This window comes from Nocardia cyriacigeorgica GUH-2 (assembly GCF_000284035.1).
Taxonomy (GTDB): Bacteria; Actinomycetota; Actinomycetes; order Mycobacteriales; family Mycobacteriaceae; genus Nocardia; species Nocardia cyriacigeorgica_B.
Genome location: NC_016887.1, coordinates 4,680,580 through 4,691,969, shown reverse-complemented (window position 1 = coordinate 4,691,969; position 11,390 = coordinate 4,680,580). Strand labels below are relative to the sequence as shown.

The window sequence follows — 11,390 nt, the reverse complement described above, 5'->3', positions numbered from 1 at the left end:
ACGCCGACGGGGTAGGCTCCGGTGCTGTGCCGGAGGGAGAAACAATGCCGGAGCCGGTGACATCGGCCGGAATCGGCGCCGGGGAATCAGGGGCCGGTGAGTGCGTTGCTCGATGATCTGGGTGACCGCGCACGCGTCGGCTTGGGGCGGTTGACCGACCGGCCGGACTTCGCGCTCGTGGGTGTGCTGCGCATTCCCGAAGCGCAAGCCAGCCCGTGGATCTCGCTGACGCGCCGGGTGCTGTTCGCGATCGCGCTGCTGTTCGGCGCCGCGCTGGTGGTGTTCATCGGGCGCGACGGGTACCGCGACGCCTCGGAGAACCCGCTGTCGTTCCTGGACGCGCTGTACTACGCGACGGTGTCGCTGTCGACCACCGGGTACGGCGATATCTCGCCGGTCACGCCGCAGGCCAGGCTGGTCAACATCATCGTCATCACCCCGCTGCGCGTGCTGTTCCTCATCGTGCTCGTCGGTACCACGCTCAGCGTGCTGACGGAACGGTCCCGCCAGGCATTCAAGATTCAGCGTTGGAGGCACAGCGTGCGCAATCACACCGTCGTCATCGGCTACGGCACCAAGGGCCGCACCGCGATCGACGCCATGCTCGGCGACGGGGCATCACCGAGTGAGATCGTCGTCGTCGACACCGACTCGGTCGCCCTGGAGGCCGCCGCCAACGCCGGCCTGGTCACCGTGCACGGTTCGGCCTCGCAGTCGGATGTGCTGCGGCTGGCCGGTGTGCAGAACGCCTCCTCCATCGTGGTCGCCACCAACCGCGACGACACCGCCGTGCTGGTGACGCTGACCGCCCGCGAACTCACCAAGAGCGCCAAGATCGTGGCCTCCATCCGCGAGGCCGAGAACACTCACCTGCTGCGCCAGTCCGGCGCCGATTCGGTGGTGGTGTCCTCCGAGACCGCGGGCCGGTTGCTCGGCATCGCGACCACCAAACCCACCGTGGTGGAGATGATCGAGGATCTGCTGACTCCGGAGCAGGGCTTCGCGGTGGCCGAACGCGAGGTCGAGCCCGGTGAGGTCGGCGGCTCGCCCCGCCACCTCAGCGATATCGTGCTCGGCGTGGTGCGCGCAGGCGAGCTGATCCGGGTCGGCGAGCCGGAGGTCGACGCCCTCGACCACGGCGACAAGCTGCTGTATCTGCGCCGCGCCGGGCGCTGATCCGGCCCGCCGCAGCTGCACTAAGCTCGGCTTGTGGCATTCCAGCTCAACAGCGTTCCGCTGCTGTCCCGTTCCGTCGTCGACCGGGCCGAGGAGGTGCGCGCCGACCCGCAGGCGTTGAAGGAGGGCTGGTCCACCGCGAAGCTGCTGCGGATCAACCGGCGCGGCCAGGTGCGTTTCGACGACGGCGTACTGGTCTTCGATCAGGCCGTCGACCTGGCCGCCGAACCGGATCCGGCCGCGGTGTTCCTCGGCGTCGCCGACGGCGTGCACCTGTGGGCGGTCCGCGACCACGAACTCACCGGCTCGCTGCTGGACCTGCGCGCCATGGCCGCCACCGTCGACGATTTCACCGCAGGACTGCTGTCCACCGCACTGGCCCTGCTGAACTGGCACGACAAGGCCGCGTTCCATGCCGCCGACGGCACGACAACCATCGCGGTCAAGGGCGGATGGTCGCGCACCACCGAGGCCGGGCACGAGGAGTTCCCGCGCATCGACCCCGCGGTGATCGTCCTGATCCACGACGGCGGCGAGCGGGTGCTGCTGGCCCGTCAGCACAGCTGGCCGGAGACGTTGTTCTCGCTGCTGGCCGGCTTCGTGGAGGCGGGCGAATCGCTGGAGCGCTGCGTCGAACGCGAGATGCGCGAAGAGGTCGGCCTCGACGTCAGCGAGATCCACTACCTCGGCAGCCAGCCGTGGCCGTTCCCTCGCTCGCTGATGCTGGGCTTCAGCGCCGTGGCCGACCCGGACCAGCCGCTGGTCTTCTCCGACGGCGAGATTGCCGACGCGCAGTGGTTCACCCGCGCCGAAGTGCGTGCCGCCCTGGCGGCCGGTGACTGGTCGACTCGGTCGGAGGACGCCAGGTTGCTGCTGCCGGGTTCGATCTCGATCGCCCGCACCATTGTGGAGTCCTGGGCCGCGCTCGACTGAGCGCGGTGTGCTCAGGAGATGGCGGCCAGCGCCTGCTTGACCTGGGCCAGCGTCGGGTTGGTCGCGGTCGAACCGTCGGCGAACTTCACCGTCGGGACCACGTGGTTGCCGCCGTTGACGCTGCCGACGAACTCGGCGGACGCGGGGTCGGCCTCGATATCGATCTCGGCGTAGGTGATGCCCGCCTCGTCCAGCTGCTTCTTCAGCCTGCGGCAGTAGCCGCACCAGGTGGTCGAGTACATCGTCAGGTCAGGAGTCTGCTCGGTCACGGATCGTGCAACGCCCGGCGCCGCGTTCCTGTTCCGGACGCCGGTGCCGAGCCGGTCACAACCCCGCCCCGGTAGCCGCCCGGCTGTCGGTGGGCGCTGTCATGATGGAGCGCGTGCCCGCACTCGACCTCTCCGCCCTCGACCCCGAGCAGGCCGCCGCCGTGCGGGCGCCGCGCGGCCCGGTGTGCGTGCTCGCCGGCGCGGGAACCGGCAAGACCAGGACCATCACCTACCGGATCGCGCATCTGGTCGCGGCCGGGCAGGTCAAGGCCGACCAGGTGCTCGCGGTCACCTTCACCGCCCGGGCGGCGGGGGAACTGCGCGGACGCCTGCGCGCCCTCGGCCTCGGCGGCGAGGCGAACCAGGTCCAGGCGCGCACCTTCCACGCGGCGGCGCTGCGTCAGCTGCGCTACTTCTGGCCCCAGGTCGTCGGTGACGTGCCGTGGCGGCTGCTCGACAGCAAGTTCCCGGTGGTGGCCCAGGCCGCGCATCGGGCCGGGTTGCCGTCGGGCACCGAGAGCGTGCGCGATCTGCTCAGCGAAATCGAATGGGCCAAATCCTCGCTCATCGCGCCCGAGGATTACCCCGCCGAGGCCGCCCGCCGCCACCGCGATGTCCCGTTCGACGCGCAACGGATCGCGCAGGTCTACTCCGGCTACGAAGCGCTCAAGACCAGCCCGGACGGCCTGCTGCTCGACTTCGACGATCTGCTGCTGCACACCGCCGCCGCGCTCGAGGACTATCCGGCGGTGGCCGACGAATTCCGTGGTCGCTACCGCTGTTTCGTCGTCGACGAATACCAGGACGTCACCCCCTTGCAGCAGCGGGTGCTCGACGCCTGGCTGGGCGAACGCGACGATCTGACCGTCGTCGGCGACGCCAACCAGACCATCTACTCCTTCACCGGCGCCAGCACGGCGCACCTGCTGGACTTCTCCCGCCGTTTCCCGGACGCCACCGTCGTCCGGCTCGAGCGCGACTACCGCTCTACGCCCCAGGTGGTGTCGCTGGCGAACCGGGTGATCGGCATGGCCCGCGGCCGCATCGCCGGCACCCGGTTGCAGCTGATCGGCCAGCGCCCCGACGGGCCGGAGCCCACCTTCACCGAATACGACGACGTCCCCGCCGAGGCGGCGGGCGTGGCCCGCGATATCGCCGAACTGATCGCCGCGGGTACCCCCGCCGCGGAGATCGCGGTGCTCTACCGAATCAACGCGCAGTCGGAAACATATGAGCAGGCGCTCACCGAACGCGGCATTCCCTACCAGGTGCGCGGCGGTGAAGGCTTCTTCTCCCGGGCCGAGGTCCGCCAAGCGGTGCAGGCGTTGCGCCAGGCCGCGGCCCGCGACGATCTTCCCGATCAGGCCCGCACCGGCGCCGCGCTGGTCACCCTGGTGCGCGCGGTGCTCGCCCCGCTCGGGCTCACCGCCACCGAACCCGCAGGTGCGCAGGCCAGGGAGAAGTGGGCGTCGCTGGTGGCGCTGGTGCAACTCACCGAGGAACTCACCACCCACGACGAGCAGCTCGATCTGCCGGGCCTGTTGCGTGAGCTGGCCGCGCGCGCCGAGGCCAGGCACCCACCGACGGTGCAGGGCGTCACCCTGGCGTCGTTGCACGCGGCCAAGGGCCTGGAATGGGACGCCGCGTTCCTGGTCGGGCTCTCCGACGGCACGCTGCCGATCGCGCACGTGCTCGCCGACGACGGCTCGGTCGCCGATCAGGCCGGGCTGGAAGAGGAGCGCCGACTGCTCTACGTCGGTGTCACCCGGGCCCGCGAACATCTGCGGCTGTCCTGGGCGCTGGCCCGCAACGAGGGCGGCCGCCGCACCCGGCGCCGCTCCCGCTTCCTCAACGGCCTGGTCCCCGACGATTCCCCGGCCTCCCGCATCGCCGCGCCGAGCACCCAGCGCGCCGCCGACGGCACTCGCCCGCTGTGCCGGGTCTGCGCGAAACCGTTGATCGGCACCTACTCGACGATGCTGGGCCGCTGCCGCAAGTGCCCCGCCGAACTCGACGCCGAACTGCTTGCCGCGCTTCAGGAATGGCGCGCCGAGAAAGCGCAGGCCCAGCGGCTGCGCGAGTTCAGTGTGTTCACCGACACCACGCTCACCGCCATCGCCGAGCAACTGCCCACCGATGACGCGGCGCTGGCGGCGATTTCGGGCATCGGCGCGCGCAAGATCGAACAGTACGGCGCCGACGTCATCGCGCTGGTGCGCTCGCGCACCGGAACGAATCACAAAACCGCAGGTCAAAAATAGGTTGTCGGTTCTTCCGAGATCGCATACGGTGGGTAGCACGCAACGGGAGGCCATCCCGGCGCGCACAGTTCAGACAGATTACGAGTACAGGAGGGAGGCAGACGAAATGAACAGCATCACCGCTTTCGACGTGATGGGTACCGGCACGACCATGTCGGCCGTTTCTGCCTCCCGGGGGATCCTCGCCATGCAGGGGATCGGTCTGTCCGGCGTCGGTGGGTTCGGCACGCATCTGGACTACGCGCCCACCCCGATTCTCATCGATCCGCAGGACAAGCCCAGCGTGGGCTGGCACCCGGCCGCTGCACCCGCAGTCGCCGGCGCCTTTGCCGCTGAAGCCGGAAACGAGCCGGTGCAGGCAGCACGCCTCCGCAATGCACACCCAGCGTCCGTGATCAGGACTCGACTCAGATGTCGACCTAGGTAGGGAACTCCCCGCCTCCTGGCCACGGATCGCACGAAGCGAAATCGTGGCCAGATTTTTCCGGCCCTTCAGCCGGCAGCCCCGGTTTCGCGGAATCAACGACACCGAACCGCTGCAAACGAGCTGAAGGAGAACGACGTGTTCACCGCAGAGAGCTGGCCGACGGCCACTGCTGACGTGACATGCCGAACCGTGGCAACCGCTCCCCGTGACCAGGAGGTCACCACCACCCTGCCGTGCCGGGCAGGCGACCCCGACCTGTGGTTCGCCGAGAGCCCGGTCCAGTTGGAGCAGGCGAAGGCGCTGTGCGCGTCCTGCCCGATCCGTAAGGGCTGCCTGAGCGCTGCCATCGATCGCCGTGAGCCGTGGGGCGTGTGGGGCGGGGAGATCTTCGACCAGGGTGTCGTGATCGCTCGCAAGCGGCCCCGTGGCCGTCCCCGCAAGGTCGCGACATGCGTCTGATGGCCGCGCAGGCAGCGCGGCGGGTCCGCGGCCCGGACACCGGCACTGCGCCGGCCGGGCCGCGGACCACCGAACGACCAACCGCCCAGCCGATCCGGCTGGGCGGTTGCCTTATGTTGGGGGAGTAGGGATTTCGCGTCTGCGGGCGAAAGCACCTTGCGAACATCTCGGTTCGTTGCTATATGAAATCTATGCCTTGAGTTTCAGGTTTTCCGCTCTGCGGGGTGCAGAATCACGACCCTTGTCCCGGAGGTTTCGACGCATGAATCACGCTCTCGGCCAGTCCGTTTCCACCATCGCGCCAACCGGCCACGCCACCATGCCCGCCCATCCGAATGCACCGGCTCCCTACGCCGGGCAGCGCCCGCCCGCCCAGGCCGAGTGGCCGAGCGAATGGCATCCCGGCATGCTCTGGTGGGATGCGCGCACCGTGCTGGTGACCAGGACGGATCCGTCCGGTCGCTGGAATACCACCGCGCACCTGGTGATCCCGATCGATCGCGGCAGGCTCGCCTTCCGGATCTCGTCCTATTCGCTGGAAATGCAGCATCTGGCCCGCGACCGGCGCGTCATCGTGCAGGCCGGCGACTGGCTCGGCAGGCCGGCGGTCGGATCGCGCCAGCATCAGGGGGTGGCCGAATTCGTCGGCGCGGGAGCATTGTTCGACAAGATCTGCACGGGCCTGCGCGCCAAGTACGGGATGCGCGCGGGACTGGCCCGGCTGTACCACGGCATGACGATGGGCTCGGCACCCTACGGCGACACCGCCGTCGTGGTGAACGTGCACGAAACGTCCCAGTTGCCGCCTGCGGGCTGAGCGCTGCTCAGGGTCGTACTCCGGCCGCGCGCCGGAGTACGACCGGGCGCTAGGCGCTGTTGCGCTGCTCCCGGAATCCGGGCATCCAGGTCGCGGCCAGCTGCATGAACGGCACCTCGGCATCGAGCTGAGCGCAGATACCGATGGAACCGGCCAGTACCCGGAAGATCATCACGTGCTCGGCCGGCAGCATGAGGGCGCGGGCGGTCTTCATCTCCGGGCTGTTGAAATCCGAGGCCCGCCCGGCCACCCGCTGCATCCACTTGCGGGTGAAGTGGAACGAGTCGGACTTGATCGGATCGGTGAAGGGCCGCAGGTAGTCCGCGATCTCCTGATGGGTGATCACGCGACCCGGAATCACCCAGCCGTTCTCGTGCAGCAGCGCGGTGAGTTCCTCGAAGTTCTCGTCGACCGCCAGTGCCAGGATCCGGCCGAGCAGCTCGGGGAAACCGTTGGGCAGCGGGGCACACGCACCGAAATCGATGACGGCCAGCTTGTTCTCGGGGGTCATCATGAAATTGCCCGGATGCGGGTCGGCATGCAGCAGCCCGGCCATCTCCGGTGCGGAGAAATGGAACCGGCCCATCAGCGTGGCGACCCGGTTGCGCAGTTCGCGGGTGCCCTCGGGATCGGCATTGCCGGCGGCGATGATGGCGGAAACCGCTGTGCCGTCCAGCCATTCGGTGACGATCACCTTCGGCGCGCTGGCCACCACCTTCGGCACCACGAACTCCGGATGCCCGTCATAGGCCTTGGCGAAGGCCCGCTGATTGTTGGCCTCGTTGCGGTAGTCGAGTTCTTCCTCGGTGCGTTCGGTGATCTCGGCGAGAATCGGCTTCACATCGGCGCCGGGGATGACCGAGGAGATGAGCCCGGTCATCCGCGACAGCGTTTTCAGATCCGCGCGCAACGCCTCGTCGGCGCCGGGGTACTGCACCTTCACCGCCACCGCGCGCCCGTCCGACCACACCGCGCGGTGCACCTGGCCGATGCTGGCGGAGGCGGCCGGGGCGTCGTCGAAGGACTGGAAGCGGGTGCGCCATTGCGTGCCGAGCTGCTGATCGAGGACGCGGTGCACGGTCTCGATGGGCATTGGCGGGGCGGCGGCCTGCAGCTTGGTCAGTGCCTCGCGGTAGTGCTCGCCGAACTCCTCGGGAACCGCGGCCTCCATCACGCTGAGCGCCTGACCGAACTTCATCGCACCGCCCTTGAGCTCACCGAGGACGGTGAACAGCTGTTCGGCGGCCTTCTGGTTCAGCTGGGCGTTGATCTCGCCCTTATCGCCCCCGGCCAGCTTCTTGCCGAAACCGACAGCGGCTCGTCCGGCGATCCCGAGGGGAATCTTGGCTAACTTAGCGTTGCGGGAGGAGCTGCGGCGCACGATCTCGGACACGTACCCATCATGGCGGACCGAGCCGCCGCTGTGCCATCGAAATGCGGTGAGAATCCGCACCATGGAGTGGTACCCGTCACATTTGCGCCTCGGAATCGGCGGTAAGGCGGCGGCATAGGCACCGTTCGTGCGGCGCTCGATGCCGGATCCGGAGCCGGTACGTCCCCGGGTCGAGCTCCAGCTGGGCGTGAAGAACCGCCGGGCGCTCGCGGACCGAACACGCGATGATCGACTCCAGTTCACGCAACGCCAAGGCGGCGGTGGCCTCGATGCCGGGCCGGGAACCGTGGCCGACCCGGCCGAGCAGTTGCGCCGCGACCCGCGGCCAGTCCGGGTCGTAATCGGCGCGCACCAGATCCGCGCAGCGCAGGCAGCCGGTCTCGCCGGGCAGCACCAGCGGTCCCACCACACCGACACCGTCACGCATGTGCACCGGCAGGTGCGGGATCCGCGCGCGCAGCAACTGGGCGGTAAGCCGCGGGTCGGGCATCAGCGAATCGGTCAGCAGCACCAGATCCGGCCGCAGCCGGAGATCGAGCCTGCCGCCGCGCGAACGCTCCGGTCGCAGCCCGAACCGGCGCAGACCCGCGGTGAGCGCATCCGACAGCGGGCCCAGCCCGTGCACCCGGACCCGCCGCACCCGCCCGGCCGGCGTGTCGGGGTAGACGAGCAGGCCGGCGTCATCGAGGGTGGCCAGCAGCTCGCTCGCGTGTTGGGCGGTGAGGCCGAGTTCGGTGGCGCGCCAGAGGATCTGCGGACGCGTGCGCAGGCCGTCGAGCAGGTCGAGGAATTGCCGCAGGGTGTCGGCGGCGACGCCGGGAATCGCCAATTGCCGCGCCGACTCCGGATCCCAGCCGAGCTGGATCACCCCGGACGGCCGAGTCAGGACCAGCAGGCGCGGATGCAGCATCGGTCCGCGCAGGCACAGGGATGTCATGGCCAGCAGTATGCGCAGCGGCCCGCAGCGGAACCGGCCCGAAATAGCGAGTTATCCACAGGCCCGCACCGCTCCGACAGGCGCCTGCTTGCGGCCGCGATCAAGACGAAGTCTCGCCTTGCTCGCCGGGCGCCTCACCCGATTCGCCCGACTTCTTCCGCTCGTCGCGCTCGCGCGCCTCGGTCTCGGCCAGCTGGGCCAGCGGATCGTCGAAGGCGTTGGCGCCGCCGCCGATCACCGAGTCGATGAACCCGGCGGGGGAGTCGAGGTCACTGGCGTCGGGCAGCAGGTCCGGATGCGCCCACACGCCGTCGCGCTTCTCCATGCCCGCATCGGTGGTCAGTCGCTGCCACAGAGCCGCGGCTTCGCGCAGCTTGCGCGGGCGCAGCTCCAGGCCGACCAGCGTGGCGAAGGTCTGCTCGGCCGGACCGCCGGTGGCCCGGCGGCGACGCAGCGTCTCGGCCAGCGCGCCCGCACCGGGCAGGCGCTCGCCGACGGCCTCGGCCACCACGACCTGCACCCACCCCTCGATCAGGGCCAGCAGCGTCTCCAGCCGCTCCAGCGCCTGCTTCTGCTCCGGCGTGGTCTGCGGTTCGAAGGTGCCCTGCGACAGGATCTCCTCGAGCTTGCTCGGATCGGTCAGCGACATCGGATCGATGTTCTGCGCGGCCTCCTCCAGGGCGGAGAAGTCCATCTTGATGCCCCGCGCGTAGTCCTCGACCGCGCCGAGCACCTGCTGACGCAGCCACGGCACGTGTCCGAACAGCCGCTGGTGGGCGGCCTCCCGGGCGGCCAGGAAGACCATGATCTCGCTCTCGGGCTGCTCCAGCCCGGCGCTGAATTCGGAGATGGCGGCGGGCAGCAGGGCCGCGGTGCCCGCGGGACCCAGCGGCAGCCCGATATCGGTGGAGGTCAGCACCTCCTTGGCCAGCTGACCGAGGGCTTGGCCGAGCTGCGAACCGAACGCCAGCCCGCCCATCTGGCCGAGCATGCCCATCATCGGCGCCGCGAACTGCTTGGCCTCCTCGGGCAGGTTCGCCGTCCACATGCCGGAGATCTGCTGGGCCACCGGATCGCACAGCCGCTGCCAGGTGGGCAGGGTTTCCTCGATCCAGTCGTTGGCCGTCCACGCGGCCGTCTTCGTCGCGCCCGCAGGCAGCGTCGTCGCGCCGTCGAGCCACACTTCGGCCAGATGCGCGGCGTCGGCGACGGCGCTCGCGGCGCCCGCCGAGACCGGGGTGACGCTCGCGCCGAGCTGCTGGCGGGCCAGCCGCTTGGCCACCTCGTAATTGACCGGGCCGCTCTGGCCGCCGGGGGCAGCCATGCCCTGCCCCATGCCGCTGAGCATCTGGCCCAGCGAGGTCAGCATCTGGCCCAGCTGCGCCGGGTCGAATCCGCCGGCCCCGGACCCGGCCATGCCGAAGCCGAACGGGTCGCCCGCGCCGGAACCGCTCGGCTGCTCGCCTCGTTTGCGGTCATCGTCGTCGTCGCGGTTCGAGAATCCGAACGGATGGTCACTCATACCCATTACGTTACGCGGCGCGGACCGGCGACGATGTTCGCGCGCCGCGAAATCGCACTCGTGGGTGAACGGGCTCACGGCGGTGGCCGACGGCACCGCGAACCGCGAAACCTCCGCCGGTTCCGCCGCGCGAGCGCGCCGCTCGCTACTGTTGGCCGCGTGAATCGTCGGATCATCACTCTGCTCGTCGCGCTGATCCCGGTACTCGTGCTGGGCGTCGCGGGGAGCTGGTTCAACGTGCCCTTCGTCGCGCTCGGCCCGGGGCCCACGTTCAACACACTGGGCGAAGTGGACGGCAAACAGGTCGTCGACGTCACCGGTGTCGAGGTGGATCCGACCACCGGCAATCTCAATATGACCACCGTCTCGGTGCGCGACGGGCTCAACATCTTCGAGGCCATCGGCTTCTGGGTCAGCGGCGAACACGGCCTGGTCCCGCGCTCGGAGGTCTATCCGCCCGGGGTGTCGCGGGAGGAGATCGACAAGTCCAATCAGCAGGACTTCAAGGACTCCGAGAGCAATGCCGAGGTGGCGGCGATGAACTTCCTCGGCCTGCCCACCGTGGTGCTCGCGCGCACCGTCGCCGACAACGGCCCGGCCAAGGCAGTGCTGGAAGAGGGCGACCAGATCGTCAGCATCAACGGCGTTCCGATGAACGAGCCCAAGGACGTCGTCGACGCGATCGGGAAACTGCCGCCGGGCAGCAAGATCACCATGGTGATCCGCCGCGACAACGCCGAGCAGACCGTCGAGGTGACCCTCGGCGCCCGCGAGGACGACCCGAGCAAGGGCTACCTCGGCGTCACCCCGGGTGAGGGCGCCCGCCCGCCCATGGAGGTCACCTTCAACCTCGCCGATATCGGCGGACCCTCGGCGGGCCTGATGTTCAGCCTGGCGCTGATCGACAAGCTCACCCCGGGTGAACTCGACGGCGGCAACTTCGTCGCAGGCACCGGATCCATCGACCAGGACGGCAAGGTCGGCCCGATCGGCGGCATCCAGTACAAGATGATGGCCGCGCGCGAGGCGGGCGCCGAAACCTTCCTGGTGCCGGCCGCCAACTGCAACGAGGCGCGGCAGCGCACGCCCGACGGCCTGCGCCTGGTCAAGGTCGAAAACCTGGCGGGCGCGGTGCAGTCGCTGGAGGATCTCAGCGCCGGTCGCGAGGCCGTGACCTGCGGATAATCACCGCGGGC

Annotated in this window: 11 protein-coding genes; 7 read left to right on the top strand and 4 right to left on the bottom strand. The window is 69.5% G+C overall.

Annotated features, from left to right (window positions below; all coding sequences use genetic code 11):
* Nucleotides 1–105: 105 nt before the first annotated feature.
* Together NOCYR_RS21300 and nudC are read left to right on the top strand one after the other, a co-directional pair.
* Complete coding sequence (locus NOCYR_RS21300; protein WP_014352474.1) at nucleotides 106–1,176, top strand: potassium channel family protein; 1,071 nt, start codon at nucleotides 106–108, stop codon at nucleotides 1,174–1,176.
* A 33-nt stretch (nucleotides 1,177–1,209) separates the two neighbouring features.
* On the top strand, nucleotides 1,210–2,109 hold the full coding sequence (gene nudC, locus NOCYR_RS21295; protein WP_014352473.1) for an NAD(+) diphosphatase: 900 nt from the start codon (nucleotides 1,210–1,212) through the stop codon (nucleotides 2,107–2,109).
* A gap of 11 nt (nucleotides 2,110–2,120) precedes the next feature.
* Here the strand turns inward: nudC and NOCYR_RS21290 are convergent, their stop codons facing one another.
* Nucleotides 2,121–2,351 carry a mycoredoxin gene (locus tag NOCYR_RS21290; RefSeq protein WP_014352472.1) on the bottom strand — a complete coding sequence of 77 codons (231 nt, stop codon included), beginning with the start codon at nucleotides 2,349–2,351 and terminating at the stop codon, nucleotides 2,121–2,123.
* A gap of 131 nt (nucleotides 2,352–2,482) precedes the next feature.
* On the opposite strand from NOCYR_RS21290, the gene NOCYR_RS21285 reads away from it, so the two are divergent.
* The 4 genes from NOCYR_RS21285 to NOCYR_RS21275 all read left to right on the top strand — a co-directional run bounded on the left by NOCYR_RS21285 (nucleotide 2,483) and on the right by NOCYR_RS21275 (nucleotide 6,342).
* On the top strand, nucleotides 2,483–4,639 hold the full coding sequence (locus tag NOCYR_RS21285; RefSeq protein ID WP_014352471.1) for an ATP-dependent DNA helicase UvrD2: 2,157 nt from the start codon (nucleotides 2,483–2,485) through the stop codon (nucleotides 4,637–4,639).
* 106 nt (nucleotides 4,640–4,745) lie between these two features.
* Nucleotides 4,746–5,066 carry a hypothetical protein gene (locus tag NOCYR_RS29395; RefSeq protein ID WP_148280711.1) on the top strand — a complete coding sequence of 107 codons (321 nt, stop codon included), beginning with the start codon at nucleotides 4,746–4,748 and terminating at the stop codon, nucleotides 5,064–5,066.
* Between the two features lie 135 nt (nucleotides 5,067–5,201).
* The gene (locus tag NOCYR_RS21280; RefSeq protein ID WP_014352469.1) at nucleotides 5,202–5,525 is read left to right on the top strand and encodes a WhiB family transcriptional regulator; all 324 of its coding nucleotides are present in this window, start codon (nucleotides 5,202–5,204) and stop codon (nucleotides 5,523–5,525) included.
* A 262-nt stretch (nucleotides 5,526–5,787) separates the two neighbouring features.
* Nucleotides 5,788–6,342, top strand: coding sequence for a hypothetical protein (locus tag NOCYR_RS21275; RefSeq protein WP_014352468.1), 555 nt, complete (start codon nucleotides 5,788–5,790; stop codon nucleotides 6,340–6,342).
* A 49-nt stretch (nucleotides 6,343–6,391) separates the two neighbouring features.
* On the opposite strand, the gene NOCYR_RS21270 is transcribed toward NOCYR_RS21275, so the two are convergent.
* The 3 genes from NOCYR_RS21270 to NOCYR_RS21260 all read right to left on the bottom strand — a co-directional run bounded on the left by NOCYR_RS21270 (nucleotide 6,392) and on the right by NOCYR_RS21260 (nucleotide 10,194).
* Nucleotides 6,392–7,735 carry an ABC1 kinase family protein gene (locus NOCYR_RS21270; RefSeq protein WP_014352467.1) on the bottom strand — a complete coding sequence of 448 codons (1,344 nt, stop codon included), beginning with the start codon at nucleotides 7,733–7,735 and terminating at the stop codon, nucleotides 6,392–6,394.
* Between the two features lie 76 nt (nucleotides 7,736–7,811).
* Nucleotides 7,812–8,672 (bottom strand): hypothetical protein, encoded by an 861-nt coding sequence (locus tag NOCYR_RS21265; protein WP_048833586.1) that lies wholly within the window; start codon nucleotides 8,670–8,672, stop codon nucleotides 7,812–7,814.
* A gap of 100 nt (nucleotides 8,673–8,772) precedes the next feature.
* The gene (locus NOCYR_RS21260) at nucleotides 8,773–10,194 is read right to left on the bottom strand and encodes a zinc-dependent metalloprotease (RefSeq protein ID WP_014352465.1); all 1,422 of its coding nucleotides are present in this window, start codon (nucleotides 10,192–10,194) and stop codon (nucleotides 8,773–8,775) included.
* Nucleotides 10,195–10,353: 159 nt separating this feature from the next.
* Between NOCYR_RS21260 and NOCYR_RS21255 the strand changes: the two genes are divergently transcribed.
* Nucleotides 10,354–11,379, top strand: coding sequence for a PDZ domain-containing protein (locus tag NOCYR_RS21255; protein WP_014352464.1), 1,026 nt, complete (start codon nucleotides 10,354–10,356; stop codon nucleotides 11,377–11,379).
* The last annotated feature ends 11 nt before the right edge of the window (nucleotides 11,380–11,390 follow it).

Coding starts and splice junctions, on each gene's coding strand:
- NOCYR_RS21290 (WP_014352472.1), bottom strand. CDS start 2,351: ATGTACTCGACCACCTGGTGCGGCTACTGCCGCAGGCTGAAGAAGCAG.
- NOCYR_RS21285 (WP_014352471.1), top strand. CDS start 2,483: ATGGAGCGCGTGCCCGCACTCGACCTCTCCGCCCTCGACCCCGAGCAG.
- NOCYR_RS29395 (WP_148280711.1), top strand. CDS start 4,746: ATGAACAGCATCACCGCTTTCGACGTGATGGGTACCGGCACGACCATG.
- NOCYR_RS21275 (WP_014352468.1), top strand. CDS start 5,788: ATGAATCACGCTCTCGGCCAGTCCGTTTCCACCATCGCGCCAACCGGC.
- NOCYR_RS21265 (WP_048833586.1), bottom strand. CDS start 8,672: ATGACATCCCTGTGCCTGCGCGGACCGATGCTGCATCCGCGCCTGCTG.
- NOCYR_RS21260 (WP_014352465.1), bottom strand. CDS start 10,194: ATGAGTGACCATCCGTTCGGATTCTCGAACCGCGACGACGACGATGAC.